This is a genomic window from Methanobrevibacter sp. (genome assembly GCF_015062935.1).
Classification (GTDB): Archaea; Methanobacteriota; Methanobacteria; order Methanobacteriales; family Methanobacteriaceae; genus Methanocatella.
The window spans coordinates 30,252-48,150 of the sequence record NZ_SUTM01000002.1 but is presented as its reverse complement, the minus strand read 5'-3'; the positions used below and the strand labels follow the sequence as shown (position 1 = coordinate 48,150).

Below are 17,899 nucleotides of genomic sequence, written 5' to 3'. Positions count from 1 at the left end.
AAACTCGGATACAAAATTTGTTTTGTAGTTATTATTAAATCTTTTGAAACCATTGAAAATATTGAAATCATTGTTTGATATTGTAATATTGCTTTCACTTCATAAAATTGCTTTAATTTCAAACAAAAACTATATATTATTTTTAATTTAATATTATATCATCAATTATTCTTTAATTAAGTGAAATAAATTCATAGAGGAATGAAAATGGTCAATGAAAGATTTATCATTGAAAGCAATGGCATATGGGACAACGGCAAACAATTGACTTGGAAAGAATTATGTGATGTATTAAACAAATTGTATGAAGAAAATGAATTGCTGAAATCAGATGAAACAATAGATTCCAGCATACTTGAGTTAAAAAAAGAAAATGATTGCTTGAAATTCAAATTGGAAAGCACAAAAGAATTGTTGCAAAAAGTAAAGGATTATTTTAATGACATAGAGATGATTATAGATGGCTAAAAATCAGTTACAGAAAGATATTGAAGTTGCTTTATCTTGGTTTTCATTTATTCCAAGTGATGAAGCATATGAAGAAGATTTAGAGGTTTTTAAAAGGTTAAAACAATATTTAGAAAAAGAATTAGGTAATTTTGATACATATACTAGAAAAGGAGACAATAAAAGAAAAACAGTACATCCTGATGACATTATTGGAATAATTGACATTCCACCAGTTGAGGGAAGGTTTCAGGAAATTCTTTCTACTCAAAAAATATTAGATACTGAAACAGACATCGAATATGATGGATTAGTGGATAGAGAATTTCTAGAGCATATCAATGAACTAGTTGAAGAAAAAAACATATTCTAAAATTTATAATACCTTCAAATCATACTATATTTTATAGTATATACTAAAATTTATATTATAAAATAAACATACTACAATTTGTAGTACATATAGGAGCTTACATTATGACCGACTTACCTTGGGGGACTAATCAAAATTTAACTGATGAAGAGTTTTACAATAGAAAAAGCGAATTAATAAATATTAAAAACCTTCTACAATCAACAGGCCAGGGTCATGCCCCTGATTTATTATTAACAGGCATAAGAGGTGTTGGAAAAACTGTTTTTCTTAAAAAATTAAAACGAGAAATGGACAACGACTATTTAGTGGTTTATATTGATTTTTCAAAATCCAAATGTTATCAGAAAAATCAAATGAGTATTATTGGTTTGATGGAACATATTTTCAAAGAATTTATTAAAGAAGCAAAAAGCAAAGGATTAAACACACTAGATAAGCAAATAGAAAAATATTTTAAATCAAATGACTTTAACATCAAGGAATTCATAGAAATTGATAAAATACCTATACCTGTTTTTTCAAAAGAGACAAACGAAGAAAAACTTATGGATTTTGTACTGGATTTACCCGAAAAAATATATGAAAAAAATCTGGACAAAATCAAAGGTGTTTTAATTTTCATTGACGAATTCCAACTCATAAGAGAATTAAACGACTACAGAGATTCATTCTTATGGAAATTGAGAAGTTACATTCAAAATCAAAGAAATGTAGCATATGTATTTTCCGGATCAATGAGCATGCAAGATAAATTAATTTCCGAAATTGCAAGTCAAAATGGAGCATTCGGCGGAAGAATGATTTCAATCCACTTAAATCCATTCGAAAAAGAAACAGTACGGAATTATTTATCTGAAAAAGCTCCCTACATAATATTTACTGATGATGGTTTTGACAGATTCTACCAATGCACATCCGGAACCCCCTCATATGTTAATATATTTGCATCACTTCTACCAATCAATCAGCAATTAGATGAAAATGCCATAAAAATACAATTCGATAAAAAAATTCAGGCCATAAGTTCTCAATTAATAAACATGTGGACAAGATTATCATTTAGAGAACAGACAATAATCATTATTTTGCTTGAAAAACCCCTACGTAGAATTGACATAGCAAATGAATTTGGAATATCAACAGGGTCATTAAGCAATTACTTAAATAACCTTCAAAATCAGGGCCTTATAATACTAAATAACGGTTTATACGAGATTTCAGAACCGATTCTTAAAAGATGGTTAGAATTAGAATTTAATGAGAAAGGAATTTATCCCTACAGAAACATATGAGACATGTGTAAAATTAATACGAACGTTCGTATAAAACGTATGATATAGTTCGCAACATTATCAATTTTTAGTAAATCTCAACATATTATTTTTAAATAATTATGTGGTTTAAAGAGTAAATAATGTTATGCTGTAACCAGTTCAGATTCAATAGCAGGAATACCATTTAAATTAGTTGTGATTCTATTCATTCCAAAAGTTTGTGTTTTATTATGGACCGGAACTGCTAATTTGACTTTTAAATTTATAGCTTCTTCAGTGATTATTGATTGAATAGTAATTTTAGTTAAATTATTAAAATGACTTTTATCCAGATTGAATATTTTAGATGCGTTTAGAAATTCAAATGCAACAGGCTTACCTTCTTTATCAATATCCAGAATCACATCATTGTCCAATTCAAGTGAAACTTCATATTCATAATCATCAACACAATATATGAATAATGAGTCCCCTTGATGGTCATAATCATATACTACTTTGTTGTTCATTTTCTCACCCTTTGATTTCTATAAGTTTCCATAACAGTTACAAACTTCACATCTTTATTATCATTTATACCTATCACTAATGATATATCTTTTGTAGGTCTCTGATTGTGTTCAAAATATAATCTAAATTTATTGTAATCTTGCTTGATAATCCCCATTAATGGATTGTGTAAGAATGTTTCAAAGATTAAGCCAAAATCTCCAATCCGTTGAATATTCCTAACATCAAAATGTTTAGTATCAGGCATGAACGATTGATCACATGAATTAATTATTTCAATTGCCTCTTCAATAGAATAATCTCTCATTTTTAAAACCTTTATTTTATATTTTAAAAAATTTAATTTAATATTATGTTAAATTACAAATTTTATAAGGTTTTTGTTTTAAATGAATACAATATTATAAAGTTAAAGCAATTTTACAAAAGTAGAGCAATTTTTATAAAAGAAATTTCCCAAAGACAAAATCTATAAAAATACGAATAATTCATATAAAACGTATGATATAGTTCGAATACTTATCGATTTGCCCACTAAAACTCAAATATATAATTAATAGAAAGAAAAATTTAAAAAATTAGATATTGGAAGCAAAAATAACTAATTATCCAATGATTCATCAGCATATTTAAATTTACTTCTTGAAAACAACCAGACAATCAATGCCACAACAGAAACCGCACTAGCTGCCATCATTACATATGACCATCCCCCCAATGACCATAAAAGAGATGCAAGAGCACTTCCGACAGCCCCAAATATAAAGTTATTCACAACAAAAACCGTATTCAGTCTGCTGCGCTCACCCTGAGATAAGTTAAACAATCTTGTCTGGGTCAAGACGCTTACTCCCTGAACTGCAACTGAAAGTACCGCTGCAACAATCACAATGGCAACTATTGAATCACTGAATGCAAAGCCGCACACCATACTAACAAGGCAAACCACAATGAACGCTCCGAGCGCAGGTATGCTCAAGCCTTTGTCCTGCAATTTTCCGATTCCCACACCAAATACTGCCGCTGCAAGACCTGCCAGACTTACAAGCCCAATTTGGAACGTGTTATAGTTAAATGGATCTGCGGACAGAAGAAATGTTAAGGAAGTCCAGAATATGTTGAAAATCAAACCGAATATAAGTCCTGAGTGCAGTAATATGTTCGGCAAGGACCTATGATTTTTAAAGGTGGTGAAAACACTTGCCAAAAGTTTCCCATATGATTTAAATTTGTTTTTTGCAGGAATTTCCGGCAATACATAAATCATTACCAAAACCATGACCAGATTCAAGGCGGCCGCTATTACATAAACTGATCTCCATCCCCAAAATCCTGCAATGATGCCACTTGCAAACCTTGAAAAGAGGATACCGGTTGTTATTCCGGATGATACAATTCCAACGATGTGGCCACGTTCATCCTCACGGCTCAAATCCCCTGCAAGAGGCAATATGATTTGACCGGAAATTGTTACAATCCCCATACTGAAGAGTGACAGTGACAATATGATAAATGAAGGAGATATGGCACAGGAGACCAAAGCCAATACGGACAGAACCATTACAATAGCTATCATACGTTTTCTTCGAACAAAATCGCCCAAAGGCAAAATAAAGAGAATTCCCATCGCATAGCCTATTTGGGTTGCAGTAACCAGAAGTCCCCCATTTGCTGCGGGAAGACCGAAACCATCCATTATCTGGACAAGCAACGGCTGGGCCCAGTACAGATTACCTATTGCAAGACCTGAACATATCGCAAACAGTATCGCCAGGAATTTAGTCATGACTATCTCATTATCATTCATATTATCGCACCAATTAAAATTTTCTAATCAAATATTTAAAAAATAGGGTATTTAAAGATAAAGTGGCATCAATGACATCTAAAAAACTTAATATTAAAACATATATAACAATAAACATGACTTTAAATCCAAAAAAACTTGCATATTACGAAAAAAAGTATGAACGAAACCCACTGGAAGACACTCTCAAATTCATGAGCAACAAATGGACACTGCATGTTTTAAGAGACCTATTTTTAGGAAAAAGCCATTTCAATGAATTTAAAGTCAACAGACCCTCACTGGACAACAAGGCACTGTCAAGATGCCTTAAGACAATGCAGGATAATGGTCTTATTTACAAGACAAATGAGGGCAATGATCCAAAAAATACCCAATATTTCCTAACCAAAAAGGGAAGGTCACTGAATAAGGTATTCTATGAACTGTTACTGTTTGCTCTTGAAACGGATGTCGACAACGAACATTATTCGGAATATGAAAAAAAAGAATTGAAAGAAATGTATAAGGAAATATTGGATTTAAAATGAAAAGAATGAATTTTTAAAAATCCATCTATTCCTGATTACTTAAAAGAACACCACCGACTCCAACATTGTCAAATTTCCTTTCGTTGAACAGCACATATATCATTTCTATCGGAAGGCCTGTGACTCTTGAAGCAGATTCGCTGAATTCTTTTGCTAAAATTTCTTTTTGCTCTTTTGTTAATTCTCCTATATCAAAACTTATAACTGGCATATTATCACCAATTGAAAATTAAATTTTTCTAAATAAAAAGTTAATGTGGCATGAAAGCCACTTAATTAATAACTATACCCTCTTGAAAAAGCCACTATAATAACGAACTATTCGTATAAAACAAAATTATATATAATAATAAATAAGAAAATAATAACAATTCATATGATTTAATCAAATGAATAAAACTTTTAAATGGTAGATTAAAATGAAAGCTAATGCTCAAAAAATAGCTGATGGAGTATACTGGATCGGTGTACTCGATTGGGACTTAAGAACATACCACGGTTACACCTTAGACGGAACAACCTACAACGCATATTTAGTATTTGGAGAAGACAAAGTAGCACTTATTGATAACGCTTATCCTGGTAAAACCAAAGAAATGATGGCACGTATCGACGATGCTTTCGCTCAAGAAGGAAAAGAAGTTAAAGTTGACTACATTATTCAAAACCACGTTGAAAAAGATCACTCTGGTGTTTTAGTGGACTTACACAAAAGATTCCCTGAAGCACCAATTTACTGTACCGAAATCGCAGTGAAAGGTTTATTAAAACACTACCCTGCACTTGAAGGAGCAGAATTCATCACTGTAGGAACCGGAGATTCATTAGATGTTGGCGGAAGAACCTTAGCATTCTTAGATGCATTCCTCCTACACTGGCCTGACAGCATGTTTACATTGCTTGCTGATGAAACCGGTATCTTATTCCCTAACGACGCATTCGGTCAGCACTTATGTTTCACCAAAAGATTCTCAGATGAAATCCCTGAAAACGTGTTAATGGATGCAGCTCAGAAATTCTACGCAAACTTAATTACACCACTTTCCAAATTAGTTCTCAAAAAACTAAATGAAGTAGTCGAATTAGGTTTACTTGATCAAATCAAAATGATTGCACCATCCCACGGTCAAATCTGGACCGACCCAATGCAAATTATCGGAGCTTACCAGAACTGGGCTACCGGTGTATGTGAAGACAAAATCACAATCATCTATGACACCATGCACTACTCAACCCAGCAAATGGCTCATGAAATTGCTGAAGGTGCAATGTCTGAAGGATATGATGTGGAAATCTTCTTCTTGCACGAAGATGAAAGATCCGAAATCGTCAAAAGTATCCTAACCAGTAAAGGAATTGCTGTTGGAGACCCTACAATCAACGATGTGCCATACCCAAGTATCGGGGACATCATGTACTACCTTAAAGGATTACTCTTCAACAGAACAGGTATTGAAAGAAAAGCAGTTACCTTCGGTTCCATGGGCGGAAGAGGAGGAGCTCCTGCAAAACTCGCTGAAGAATTAGGAAACTGCGGATTCGATATTGTTGACACTCAGGAAATCTACTTTGTACCAACCGCTGATGAAGATGAAGCAAGCTACGAGTTAGGTAAAAAATTAGCTCAGGCATGTAAAGAATTATAATGGTGATAATATGGTTAAATACGAACATGAAATCGGAATTACAAAAGGAACCCCTGTAGAAAAATTCGTTGCAGGAAACTTTGAAGGAGAAACCAACGAAGTAGGTATCTACTTAGCCATGTCCAGACAAGCTTCCCGTGAAGGTTATGGGGAATTAGCTGAAGTATTCAAAAGATTAGCTTGGGAAGAAGCTGAACACGCTGCAAGATTCTGTGAAATGAACGGAATCATCAAACCAACCCTCAAAGAAAACATCGAATGGATGATGGGTGGAGAAAAAATGGCTAATGCAGAAAAAAGAGAAGCTTCCGAAAAAGCTCAGGAAGCAGGTATCGAAACTGCAGCTGATTTCTTCCGTGAAAGTTCCAAAGACGAAGGTCGTCACTACAAAATCCTAGAAGGAATCCTTGAAAGATACTTCTAAATATATATTAAACCGAAAGAATTTAATTATTCTTTCACCATTTCTTTTTTTTATAAAAATAAGTTAAATGAATCCAGCAACAAGGCTGAATACTATTATCATTGCCATTACAACAGACAACGCATTGACAATTGGTTTATAATGCTCTTCAGACAATTTATAACTTAAAAGTATTTCGAGCATATATCCGCCGTCCAATGGTTTAATCGGAAGCAGATTGAACAGTCCGATTCCCAGGTTAAGCATTGCTATCCACTGGAACATTTCAACAAGCTCGAACAAAATCCATGGAAGAGGACCCAAACTGTCATTAATCATCTCAAAATGTTTAACTGCCTGAATTCCGAAAAATCCTCTTGAATCATTATTTGGATTTTTATCCAAGGTTAAAGTATAGCTGCCCTGGTCTGTTTGAACGGTTACATTATCACCGGGCTTATATGAACTTACAATATCAATATAATCTGTAGAATTAGTTATCTGATGATTATCGACAGATTTCAAAATCATTCCCTCTTTTAGAATACCGTCGGAAGGTGAATCTGTAACGACTCTGTCAACGGCTATTCCGTCTTCTGCAAAGAATGCCGGAATTCCTGCTGAAAATAATGATACGAGAAGCAGTGCTATAAGGGCTAAGGAAATATTGGCAACAGAACCTGCCGCATAAACCCTTAATCTTGAAGTTCTTTTAGCTTCCTTGAGTTCATCCTCATCAGGCTCTACAAATGCACCCGGAATAATTGCAAACAGCAGTAAACCTATAGATTTTATGGATATTTTCTCTCCTACAGCCTGCACCCCATGGGAAAATTCATGAACTATTAAGACTGTAGCCAGACCTATCAGTCCGTAAACGAACGGGATATAAATAGATGATCCGGGCATTTCCACACCTGGAATGACAATGGAAACAGCAGGTGTCTCGAATACTGACGGCAGTGATGAGACCAGCGTCCATGTAATAAATATCATAGCCCCGAAGGCTACAACAATTCCAAGATTCATGAACCATCGCCAGAATCTTGGTGAAAGGTTATTGATTCTGGATATCAGACCCCTTAACCTTTGGGTTTTCCACATTATCACGGGAAAGTTTATTTCAAATCCGTGATTGGACAACCTTTCATGAAATATTCCTGCCAATATCCAGATGACAGCAAAAGCTATCAAATAATAATAAATCCCATTCATTAAAATACACCTTCAACTACCAAAGTAGTGAATCGAAAAAGACTACGTCAACTATATCATCCTTCTGATATCCTTCATCATTTTCGTCTATGATGATATAGCTGTTCGCCTCAACCATTGAACGAATTATACCAGAACCTCTATTGAGCACATGCTTTGCATGTTCATTATCACTGTAAGCACGTATGAAATCTGTTCTACCCAACTGGGAAGGTATCTTAAGCTGTGATACCCTTGAAACAACATTAAAGTTGAATTCACGTCCCTGCATTTCAAACAGGTATTTTCTTGCAAAAACATCAAACTGAGACATTGCAGCAACAGGCTGACCTGAGAATGTAAATATCATTTTATCGTTTACAACTCCGGCACCTGCAGGCTTGCCCGGCCTCATGGCTACTCCGTGGAACAATATTTCTCCAATTTCATTGATAACGTCCAGTACAACGTCACCTTTACTGATGGCTGTTCCTCCGGTGGTCATGATTACATCATATTCCTTTGACGCATCAAGGATTGCCTGTTTTACCTCTTCAAAGGAATCTCCGGCATGTCCAATATCGCATGTTGCACCTGAATCCTCAATCATCGCCTTGATTGTGAACTGATTTGAATTGATGATTTTAGCCTTGTCTATCTCTTCCTTGGTAGGTTCCACAAGCTCATTTCCGGTTATGATAACCTTGACATTAGGTTTCTTATAGACCTTAACCCTGTCATATCCGGCTGAAGCTATAAGTCCCAGTTCCTGATATCTGATGAATGTATTTTTATCCAAAATCTTCTGGCCCTTTTTGATGTCTTCGGATTTCGGAGAAATGTTTTCACCAGGAGTAACCTGGGAGTATATTGTCAAATCGTCCCCGTCTTCAGTAGTGTATTCCTTCATAAGCACAGCATTAGCGCCTTCAGGAATTGGTGCGCCTGTGGCTATGACAATGGCTTCACCGTTTTTGACTGTTTTTTGGGAGAAGTCTCCGGCTCCGATTGCATCGATTATTTTAAATTCCTTAGGTGCGGACTGACCTGCTCCGAATGTATCTTCAGCAATCAGTGCAAATCCGTCCATTGCTGATTTATCAAAAGGCGGTGAATCATGAAATGCCATTATGTCTTCAGCCAATACTCTTTTATGGGCATCATAAATGGATATCTCTTCGGTGTCAGTGAATTTCTGATGATCTGCAATTAGCTTTGTAGCATTTGTAACTGAATCCAATTTTGATAAGAACATGTTTTAAAACTCCCCAAAGTATTTATGCCATATACTTTTCAATAACGCCATGATAAGCATTATTTAAATCTTCAAAACTGAATTCATGATTGTTTACATTCAATGATGTGCCTTTTACCTCACCAATGACTTTTGCTTCAACATCTATTTTTGATAAGATGTCATCGACGGCATCTGCCTTTACGGTTAACAGATATCTTGCATGGCTTTCAGAGTATAAAAGCTGGATTTTGTCAAGTTCATCGTCGACAAGTTCCACTTCACATCCGAGACCTGATTTGATGACCATTTCGGAAAGTGCAACTGCAAGACCTCCTGCAGACACGTCGTGGACTGCAGTGATGTTTTTGTCTTCATCCTCATCGATTAGCTTGAGGACTGTCTGACCGTTTGCCACCTCTTCATCAATCCTTATTCTTGGTGCTGTTCCCTTTTCAAGGTTGTGTATGCATCTGTGGTATTCAGAACCTGTGAGCTCATCATAGGTCTTACCTATCAGGATAATCTTGTCACCTTCGTTCTTGAAGTCCATGGTTCTTATGTTTTTGATGTTTTCCACACCGATTACACCTACAGCAGGTGTCGGATTGATTTTGATTCCTTCAGTTTCATTGTAGAAACTTACGTTACCGCTGATGACAGGTGCGTTGAAGTTTTCAGCAACAAGTGCCATTCCTTCAATTGCTGTTTTGAATTGCCATAATATTTCAGGAGTTTCAGGGTTTCCGAAGTTAAGACAGTCAACCACAGCGTAAGGGGTTGCACCCATTGAAATAACGTTTCTGATAGCTTCTGCAACACATCCTGCAGCTCCGTCAAATGGAGAGAGTTTTGTGTGGATTGTGTTTGAATCGGTTGTAAGCGCAATTGCGGTTTCATCATCTATTCTTAAAACAGCTGCATCATCACCAGGCTTTACGACTGTCCTTACCTGAACCTCGTGGTCGTACTGTTTGTATACCCATTCTTTGGAAGCTATGTTAGGGCTTGATAGGAGTTTAGGCAGTGACTGGTAAACGCCAGGCTCTTTCAGTTCAATTTTTTCTGTGTCTTCAGGTATTTCCTTAATAGGCCTGTCGATTGAAGGAGGGTCCGCAAGCAATATGGTTGGAAGGTTTGCGATTTCATCCCCATCATCAGAGATTATCATGTTGTTTCCTTCGATTACCTCACCGATTACTGATGATGTGATTTCATGCTTGTCGCAGATTTGCTGAGCGAGTTCGACATCGTCAGGGTTTATGACGAATACCATCCTTTCCTGGGACTCTGAAAGCATGATTTCATATGGAGTCATTCCGGTTTCCCTTAGAGGGATTGCCCTTAAGTCCACTAATGCTCCGTTTTTAGAGGAATCCACAAGCTCTGAAATGCAGCATGTAAGGCCTCCTCCACCAAGGTCTTTAACACCGCTGACATTGATTTTTTCAAGTATTTCCAGTGATGCTTCAAGCACTCTTTTTTTGGTGAACGGATCTGCAACCTGTACTGCAGGCCTGTCTTCGGTTTCTGAATCGGATGTGAGTTCCTCTGATGCGAATGTTACCCCGTGAATTCCGTCTCTTCCAGTGGTTCCTCCCATTAGAAGGAATACGTCGCCTATGTTTGGAGCCTGTGCACGTACGATTTTATCCTTTTCGACAAGTCCGACACACATTACGTTTACTAACGGATTTGTTCTGAAGGATTCGTCAAATTCTATTTCACCTGCAACGGTCGGAACTCCAACACGATTTCCGTAATCGGAAATTCCCTTTACTACATGTTCAAACAGGTATCTTGATTTTTCATCCTCTTCAAGAGGTCCGAATCTAAGTGAATCGAGAAGAGCTATCGGCATTGCGCCCATGGAAATGATATCCCTCAATATTCCACCGATACCGGTTCCCGCTCCACCATAAGGTTCGATTGCTGACGGGTGGTTGTGGGATTCCATTCCTACAGCAAGTGCATATTTGTCGGTTACTGATACCAGTCCCGCATCGTCACCGGGACCTAAAATAATGTTTTCCCCTTCGGTTGGAAATGCCCTTAAAAATGGCCTGCTGCTTTTGTAGGAACAATGTTCTGAAAACATTACGTCAAGCATTCCTTCTTCAAGTTCATTCATTTTCCTGCCGAGGATTCCTTCGATATATTCAATTTCAGAATCAGCTAAAGTCATGTTAAACACCCTAATTTTTAATTGAAATAATTACTTTTTCACCTTCAATATCCCATTCTTTAGTATAATCTTTAGAATCTTTACTGCATTCTTCTGTATCGGTTATAATCAGGCTTTTTGCTCTGACCTCATGAGATATGATTTCTGATTGAGGTACGATAAGGTCCTTGAACTGTGCTGAAGTTTCAACGTCGACATTGATGTTTGCTTCCACATCCAAATCAAGGTCTTTTCTCATGTCCTGAATTCTTCTTATCAGTTCACGGGCCATAGCTTCCTGTCTGATTTCCAGAGTAACATTAGTATTTACAAATACGTTTCCGCCGTCGAATTCGGAGGATACGAAGTCATCCGGAAGTTCTGAATCGAACAGTACTTCTTCTGAGTTCAGTTCAATTCCTTCGATTGTTACTGTTCCGTTTGCTTCCAGTTCAGCTTTGATTTCATTTCCGTCAGCTGTTTTTAAACCTTTAACTACCTTGCCCATGTCTCCTTTGAGTTTTGGACCCAATATCTTGAGGTTAGGTTTTGCATTGTATGATAATTTTTCAAATACGCTTGCGCTTATGACTTCTTTGGTATTTGACTGATCTTTGATGATGTCATTCAACTCGTCGATGGCTTTGAGAACATCTTCATCTTCTGACACTACGGTAATGTCTGATACCGGCCATCTGAGTTTGTACTGTGCCATATCACGTGCCCTTATTGATGCGTCGATTACCTGACGGACAACATCCATTTTTTCTTCAAGAGCTTCATCAATCTGTTCGCCGTCATATTCCCAGTCGAGCATGTGAATGCTTTCAGGAGCTTCAGGGTTTACTCCTTTTACAAGGTTTTCATAGATTTCCTCTGATACATGAGGAGCTATAGGACATAATACTGTAATAAGTTTGACAAGTGCTGTGTACAGGCTGTAATAAGCACCTAACTTGTCAGGGTCATCGCTTTCAACCCAGGTCCTTCCACGGATGAGCCTTACATACCAGCGGCTCAAATCATCAAGTATGAAGTCATATATTTTTCTTGTTGCCTTGTGGAAGAAGAGATTGTCAAGGTCTTCTGCAACGCCTTTAATCAGTGAATTTGCTCTGGATACAATCCATTTGTCTTCAGCCCTTAAAATTATGTCATCCTGTGTGATTTCATTAGGATTGAAGTTGTCCAGAGACATGTAAGTTGTTGAGAACACATATACGTTCCATAAAATGTTAATCATTTTGTTGACGTTTAGAAGTTCATCCCAAACGAATTTGAGGTCATCCCATGGTTTTGAAGCCCATAACAGGTAGAATCTTAAAACATCCGCCCCGTACTTTTCAATTACTTCTTCAGGAGATACAACATTACCTAGAGATTTGGACATCTTGTTTCCGTTTTCATCGAGAACAAAACCGTGCATCAATACTTTTTGATATGGACTTTTACCCATTGAAATTACTCCTGTACCAAGTTGTGAGTAGAACCATCCTCTTGTCTGGTCGTGGCCTTCTGTAATGAAGTCATATGGGAACCAGTCTTCGAATTTTTCCTTTTCTTCAGGATAGTAGAGTGATGCCCATCCGGCTACACCGGAATCGATCCATACGTCCAGCACATCAGGAATTCTTTTGATTGTAGAGCCGCATTTGTCACATTTGACTTCAACTTCATCAACATACGGCCTGTGGATAAGTTCGGAATCTGAAACGTTGATTTCGTTTAAGGATTCTTTTTTAAGCTCGTCGAGAGAACCTATTACCTTAAGCTCTCCGCAGTCAGGACATTCCCATATAGGAATAGGTATACCCCAGTATCTTTGTCTGGAAATTGTCCAGTCACGTGCGTTGTCAACCCAGTCATGGAACCTTCCTTCTCCGGCCCATTTAGGTACCCATTCAACCTTGTCGATTTCATCAAGCATTTTGTCCTTGATGTCAGTCACTTTTAAAAACCACTGTTTGGTTGCCCTGTATATGATAGGGGTTTTGCATCTCCAGCACACACCGTATCTGTGCTCAATGGTTTCTACCCTGTACATGAGGTTTTTGGTCTGGAGGTCTTCAATGATCTGGTCGTTTTCCTCTTTTGTGAACTTGCCGTCGTATTTACCTGCATCCTGTGTGAAGCATCCGTCTTCGCCAACAGGACAGAATATAGGAAGACCGAATTTCTGACCGACTTCAAAGTCGTCCGGACCGTGTCCTGGTGCTGTGTGTACAAGACCTGTACCTTCGCCGAGCTCTACATGGTCTCCAGGAAGGATTGTGTGAACCTTTTCAATTTCTGAATCGAATTCCATCTGTTTTGGAATTTCATCTGCTAAAATATAATCATAAGCCATTCCAACGAGGTCTTCACCTTTTACTGTTTTAATGATGTCATACATTACCTCTTCTTCTTCGATGACTTTGTCCTCTTCATCTTCAGATTCGGCAGGGATTTTGGTTCTGTGGATTTTGATTTGTTTTCCTAAAACCGCTTCCATGAGGTTTTCGGCTATGATGTAGGTTTCACCGTCTTTTGAAACGTAAACGTAATCAAATTCAGGATTTACACAGATTGCAAGGTTTGCAGGTAGTGTCCATGGAGTTGTTGTCCATACCAGGAAATAGGTATTCTCTTCGCCGGTTACCGGGAATTTGATGAATATGGAAGGGTCAACCTTTTCCTCATATTCTATTTCAGCTGCGGCCAGAGCGGTTCCGCAGTGAGGACACCAGCTGATTACTCTCTGGTCATTTACAAGTAATCCCTGTTCGTTTGCCCTTTTAAGTGTCCACCATGAGGATTCCATGTATTTTGGATCAAGTGTCATGTACGGGTCGTCCCAGTCCATCCAAACACCAAGCTGGTCGAACTGCTTTTCCATAGCTATCTTGTTTTCGATTGCAAATTCTCTGCATTTGTCGACAAATTTGTCAATTCCAATGTTTTCCTCAATGTCCTGCTTGGATTGGATGTCCATGAGGTGTTCCACCTTGTTTTCAATAGGTAGCCCGTGCATGTCCCATCCTGCCTGACGCCTTAGGCTGAATCCGTTCATGGACTTGTATCTAAGGTATGAGTCCTTGATGACCTTGTTCCAGGCGGTACCTAAGTGGATTTTTCCGCTGCAGTATGGTGGTCCGTCCAAAAATGAGTATCTAGGACCTTTTTCTCTAAGCTCGTTTACTTTTTTGAAAGTTTCTTCTTCTTTCCAGAATTTCTGAACTTTCTTTTCTATTTTTCCATGGTCGTATGACTTTTCTGCCTCTTCTATTGGCATTGTAACTCCTCAAATAATTAAAATAATCTAAGTAAATAAAAATTTATAATATATATCTTTTTGTTTTAGATAATAAATAAAGGTTGTGGGAATCTGGAAAATTTTTAAAAATAAGAAAGGATTTAGAATTATTTTCAAGGGATAACAAATTAAAATCAAAATTAATAGTGAAAATCTATACTGCCCATTTCAGGATTCCGGACATTAATCCTGATTATAAACTGCAAAAGTTCAAAGTATGATTTAAAAGAAATACTCATTGATTATTTCCATAGTTTTACATAAAACCTATGATTATTTTAATCGTGAATTACATTAACATTCGGGAAAGTGATTTTGAAAGCATGCTGAAAATGGGGATATATATCAAAGAAGAAAAATAAAGCCAAATGTTAAAATGTCTGCCGTTAATGTTAAAAAAAAGAGATGGAAAATTCCTCAAAAGAGGAAAATTTTGCCTGTTTAAATGTATTTTTTCAAATCTTCAGCCTTGTCGGTTTTCTCCCATGGAAGACCTTCAATACCGAAGTGACCGTATTTTGCGGTTTGCTTGTAGGTAGTGTCCCTTAAACCTAATGTTTCGATGATTCCGTCAGGAGTCAATCTGAAGTTTTCACGTACAATCTTTTCGAAATCTACGCCTTCAACACCGGTTCCGAAAGTGTCTACCATTACTGAAGTCGGTTCTGCAACTCCAATAGCATATGACAATTGGATTTCACATTTTTCAGCAAGTCCGCTTGCAACGATGTTTTTGGCAATGTATCTTGCCATGTAGCATGCACTTCTGTCCACTTTAGTACAGTCTTTTCCTGAAAACGCTCCACCACCATGTCTTGCATATCCACCATAGGTATCGACGATGATTTTACGTCCGGTAAGACCTGCATCTCCGTGAGGGCCGCCTATTTCGAATTTGCCGGTTGGGTTGATGTGTTCTTTTGTGTCTTCAGTCATGAGTTCATCAGGAATGACTGCCTTGAAGAGCTTTTCACGAATGTCCGCTTTAAGCTGTTCCTGATTGTCAGACATTGACTCGTCATGCTGGGTTGACAGTACAACTGCGTCAAGTGAAACAACATTTCCGTCCTTGTCATAATTGACTGATACCTGTGCCTTACCGTCAGGTCTTAAATATGGAATTTCACCGGATTCCCTGAGCTCGGTCAATTTATTGGTTAACTTACGTGCAAGGTCAATCGGATAAGGCATTAATGATTCAGTTTCATTGGTTGCAAAACCAAACATCATACCCTGGTCTCCTGCACCGGTTTCCTCATCTCCACGGTCAACACCCTGATTGATATCTGCAGACTGTTCATGGAGCCTGTTTACAACTTCACAGCTGTGACCATCGAATTTCAGTTCAGGCTTATCATAACCTATTTCAATAATTGTATCCCTTATGATCTTTTCGATTTCTTCATCTGAAATGTGAGCTTTAGATGTTATTTCACCAAATACCATACAAAAATTGGTTGTTACACAAGTTTCACAAGCGACATGTGAATCTTTATCCTGTGCCATATATGCATCCAATATTGCATCAGAAATTATATCCGCAACCTTATCAGGGTGCCCTTGAGTTACAGACTCTGATGTAAATGTCCTACCTATTTCATTCATATTATCACCAATATCATGTGTAAATTCTCATTATAATAATTAGATTTTACATATTATTACTAGTCTATATTGTTTATGTCTTAATTATTATATATAAATTGTTAAATATTGCATTGTTATTTTTCAATCCAAAGATTTTTTCCTTGAAATGAACACCGAAAAAAAGTAGTTATATAAATTTGGTCAAATGTGAAAAAAAGAAAAAAGTTAGAAAGGAATTTGATTCCCTTCTATTTGATTGTTAATTTTACTGATTTGTTTGCTTCCTTGTATGTATTGTCACCGGCAAATGAAACTTTAGCAGCGAATTTGCCTTTTTTAGTTATTTTTAGGCTGAATGTTGCTTGACCTTTAGCGTTGGTTTTTGCTGTGTAGGTTTTACCATTGATTTGTAGGGTAACTTTTTTGCCTTTTGCAAGGTATGTTTTTCCATCGATGGATGATCCTTTGATGGTTTTTAAGGTTACTGTGTATTTTTTGGTTTTTGCAGTAGCCTTATATGTTTTTGCGCTTGCAGATATTGAAGTTGTTTTCTTTTCAATGTTAACCTTGTGTACAGCCATGGTTGCGTTGTAGTCTTCATCGCCCAGGAATACTATTACAAAGGTGTATAGACCTGCGTTTTTGAGGTTAATCTGAACATTTGCAAAACCGTTTTCATCAGTTGTTCTGTTTAATGTTACACCATTGTAACCGATGTAGATGGTTTTGTTTGCAAGAGGATTACCCATCTCATCAACGAGTTGGAATGTGAAGTTTCCACCACGTTCTCCTTCGTAGAAATCACAAGCATATTGTGAGAAGTCATTACTGTTAAATAAAGTAGCTTGTCTTACAGGAGCAAGACCCTGTAAGTTAATAGAGACATTAACCGGTGCAACAGTCTCGCTTCCTGCATAAGATATTTCCACAATGGAATTAGGAGCGATTTTCAACATAAACCTACCGTCATCATCAGTAGTGATATTTGATTCAACACCGTTTACCTTATATGCAATTGTAGCACCTGCAACAGGTTTTCCTTCACTATCAACTAAAACAGCATCAATGTTGGAACCGGAAACAGTAATTTTATCAAATTCAGCGCTTAACATTTCAGTCTTATTGGTATTAACAACAGCAGTACCATTCACATAGTCAATAGGATACTCAACACCATCAACAACAACAGTTTTAGTCTTATTAGCTAAAGCTTCTTCTAATTGACGTGTTAAATCCTCAATAGTCTTATTAGCATCAGCCAACTGCTCAGTTAGATTACCAACCCTAGCATTAGCATCATCTAACTGTTCAGTCAAATCAGCAATCCTATCAGTAGCATTAGCTAACTCACCAGTCAAATTACCAACCCTAGCATTAGCATCATCTAACTGTTCAGTCAAATCAGCAATCCTATCAGTAGCATTAGCTAACTCAC

General features: G+C 37.0%; 15 protein-coding genes and 1 pseudogene. 6 read left to right on the top strand and 10 right to left on the bottom strand.

The annotated features are described in order from the left end of the window. The first annotated feature begins 207 nt into the window (after positions 1–207). From E7Z81_RS01005 to E7Z81_RS00995, 3 genes are all read left to right on the top strand, one after another. Positions 208–468: a hypothetical protein gene (locus tag E7Z81_RS01005; RefSeq protein ID WP_292743028.1), complete on the top strand. Its 261-nt coding sequence runs from the start codon at positions 208–210 to the stop codon at positions 466–468. Further along, positions 461–820 (top strand): hypothetical protein, encoded by a 360-nt coding sequence (locus E7Z81_RS01000; RefSeq protein WP_292743026.1) that lies wholly within the window; start codon positions 461–463, stop codon positions 818–820. The genes E7Z81_RS01005 and E7Z81_RS01000 overlap by 8 nt, the downstream gene beginning before the upstream one ends. Before the next feature lie 104 nt (positions 821–924). Continuing rightward, positions 925–2,115 (top strand): ATP-binding protein, encoded by a 1,191-nt coding sequence (locus E7Z81_RS00995; RefSeq protein ID WP_292743024.1) that lies wholly within the window; start codon positions 925–927, stop codon positions 2,113–2,115. Between the two features lie 125 nt (positions 2,116–2,240). Here the strand turns inward: E7Z81_RS00995 and E7Z81_RS00990 are convergent, their stop codons facing one another. The 3 genes from E7Z81_RS00990 to E7Z81_RS00980 form a co-directional block, all read right to left on the bottom strand. Continuing rightward, positions 2,241–2,606, bottom strand: a complete 366-nt coding sequence (locus E7Z81_RS00990; RefSeq protein WP_287412021.1) for a DUF2283 domain-containing protein — start codon at positions 2,604–2,606, stop codon at positions 2,241–2,243. Further along, the gene (locus tag E7Z81_RS00985; protein ID WP_292743019.1) at positions 2,603–2,914 is read right to left on the bottom strand and encodes a hypothetical protein; all 312 of its coding nucleotides are present in this window, start codon (positions 2,912–2,914) and stop codon (positions 2,603–2,605) included. Before E7Z81_RS00985 ends, E7Z81_RS00990 begins: the two co-directional genes overlap by 4 nt. 294 nt (positions 2,915–3,208) lie before the next feature. Next, entirely contained in the window at positions 3,209–4,414 is a 1,206-nt protein-coding gene (locus tag E7Z81_RS00980) for an MFS transporter (protein WP_292743017.1), read from the bottom strand. Between the two features lie 71 nt (positions 4,415–4,485). Between E7Z81_RS00980 and E7Z81_RS00975 the strand changes: the two genes are divergently transcribed. Beyond that, positions 4,486–4,944 (top strand): helix-turn-helix domain-containing protein, encoded by a 459-nt coding sequence (locus E7Z81_RS00975; RefSeq protein WP_116592878.1) that lies wholly within the window; start codon positions 4,486–4,488, stop codon positions 4,942–4,944. 25 nt (positions 4,945–4,969) lie between these two features. Here the strand turns inward: E7Z81_RS00975 and dmpI are convergent, their stop codons facing one another. Beyond that, positions 4,970–5,155: a 4-oxalocrotonate tautomerase DmpI gene (dmpI, locus tag E7Z81_RS00970; protein ID WP_058738979.1), complete on the bottom strand. Its 186-nt coding sequence runs from the start codon at positions 5,153–5,155 to the stop codon at positions 4,970–4,972. Positions 5,156–5,363: 208 nt separating this feature from the next. On the opposite strand from dmpI, the gene E7Z81_RS00965 reads away from it, so the two are divergent. Both E7Z81_RS00965 and E7Z81_RS00960 read left to right on the top strand, forming a co-directional pair. Continuing rightward, positions 5,364–6,590: an FprA family A-type flavoprotein gene (locus E7Z81_RS00965; protein WP_292743012.1), complete on the top strand. Its 1,227-nt coding sequence runs from the start codon at positions 5,364–5,366 to the stop codon at positions 6,588–6,590. 10 nt (positions 6,591–6,600) lie between these two features. Further along, positions 6,601–7,014 carry a ferritin family protein gene (locus tag E7Z81_RS00960; protein ID WP_292743010.1) on the top strand — a complete coding sequence of 138 codons (414 nt, stop codon included), beginning with the start codon at positions 6,601–6,603 and terminating at the stop codon, positions 7,012–7,014. A gap of 63 nt (positions 7,015–7,077) precedes the next feature. Here E7Z81_RS00960 and E7Z81_RS00955 read toward each other — a convergent pair whose 3' ends face one another. The 6 genes and pseudogenes from E7Z81_RS00955 to E7Z81_RS00930 all read right to left on the bottom strand — a co-directional run. Next, positions 7,078–8,208, bottom strand: a complete 1,131-nt coding sequence (locus E7Z81_RS00955; RefSeq protein ID WP_292743007.1) for a site-2 protease family protein — start codon at positions 8,206–8,208, stop codon at positions 7,078–7,080. Positions 8,209–8,224: 16 nt separating this feature from the next. After that, positions 8,225–9,442: a gephyrin-like molybdotransferase Glp gene (gene glp, locus E7Z81_RS00950; RefSeq protein ID WP_292743005.1), complete on the bottom strand. Its 1,218-nt coding sequence runs from the start codon at positions 9,440–9,442 to the stop codon at positions 8,225–8,227. A gap of 22 nt (positions 9,443–9,464) precedes the next feature. Next, positions 9,465–11,606: a phosphoribosylformylglycinamidine synthase subunit PurL gene (gene purL / locus E7Z81_RS00945; RefSeq protein WP_292743003.1), complete on the bottom strand. Its 2,142-nt coding sequence runs from the start codon at positions 11,604–11,606 to the stop codon at positions 9,465–9,467. A 10-nt stretch (positions 11,607–11,616) separates the two neighbouring features. After that, positions 11,617–14,856, bottom strand: coding sequence for an isoleucine--tRNA ligase (gene ileS, locus E7Z81_RS00940; RefSeq protein ID WP_292743001.1), 3,240 nt, complete (start codon positions 14,854–14,856; stop codon positions 11,617–11,619). A gap of 462 nt (positions 14,857–15,318) precedes the next feature. Continuing rightward, positions 15,319–16,482 (bottom strand): methionine adenosyltransferase, encoded by a 1,164-nt coding sequence (metK, locus tag E7Z81_RS00935; protein ID WP_292742999.1) that lies wholly within the window; start codon positions 16,480–16,482, stop codon positions 15,319–15,321. A 230-nt stretch (positions 16,483–16,712) separates the two neighbouring features. Continuing rightward, positions 16,713–17,899 (bottom strand): annotated as a pseudogene (locus E7Z81_RS00930) (hypothetical protein); the annotation flags it as partial.

Bases quoted from the DNA above. Each gene is read 5' to 3' on its own strand.
- E7Z81_RS01005 (WP_292743028.1), top strand. From the start codon at position 208: ATGGTCAATGAAAGATTTATCATTGAAAGCAATGGCATATGGGACAAC.
- E7Z81_RS01000 (WP_292743026.1), top strand. From the start codon at position 461: ATGGCTAAAAATCAGTTACAGAAAGATATTGAAGTTGCTTTATCTTGG.
- E7Z81_RS00995 (WP_292743024.1), top strand. From the start codon at position 925: ATGACCGACTTACCTTGGGGGACTAATCAAAATTTAACTGATGAAGAG.
- E7Z81_RS00990 (WP_287412021.1), bottom strand. From the start codon at position 2,606: ATGAACAACAAAGTAGTATATGATTATGACCATCAAGGGGACTCATTA.
- E7Z81_RS00985 (WP_292743019.1), bottom strand. From the start codon at position 2,914: ATGAGAGATTATTCTATTGAAGAGGCAATTGAAATAATTAATTCATGT.
- E7Z81_RS00980 (WP_292743017.1), bottom strand. From the start codon at position 4,414: ATGAATGATAATGAGATAGTCATGACTAAATTCCTGGCGATACTGTTT.
- E7Z81_RS00975 (WP_116592878.1), top strand. From the start codon at position 4,486: ATGACATCTAAAAAACTTAATATTAAAACATATATAACAATAAACATG.
- dmpI (WP_058738979.1), bottom strand. From the start codon at position 5,155: ATGCCAGTTATAAGTTTTGATATAGGAGAATTAACAAAAGAGCAAAAA.
- E7Z81_RS00965 (WP_292743012.1), top strand. From the start codon at position 5,364: ATGAAAGCTAATGCTCAAAAAATAGCTGATGGAGTATACTGGATCGGT.
- E7Z81_RS00960 (WP_292743010.1), top strand. From the start codon at position 6,601: ATGGTTAAATACGAACATGAAATCGGAATTACAAAAGGAACCCCTGTA.
- E7Z81_RS00955 (WP_292743007.1), bottom strand. From the start codon at position 8,208: ATGAATGGGATTTATTATTATTTGATAGCTTTTGCTGTCATCTGGATA.
- glp (WP_292743005.1), bottom strand. From the start codon at position 9,442: ATGTTCTTATCAAAATTGGATTCAGTTACAAATGCTACAAAGCTAATT.
- purL (WP_292743003.1), bottom strand. From the start codon at position 11,606: ATGACTTTAGCTGATTCTGAAATTGAATATATCGAAGGAATCCTCGGC.
- ileS (WP_292743001.1), bottom strand. From the start codon at position 14,856: ATGCCAATAGAAGAGGCAGAAAAGTCATACGACCATGGAAAAATAGAA.
- metK (WP_292742999.1), bottom strand. From the start codon at position 16,482: ATGAATGAAATAGGTAGGACATTTACATCAGAGTCTGTAACTCAAGGG.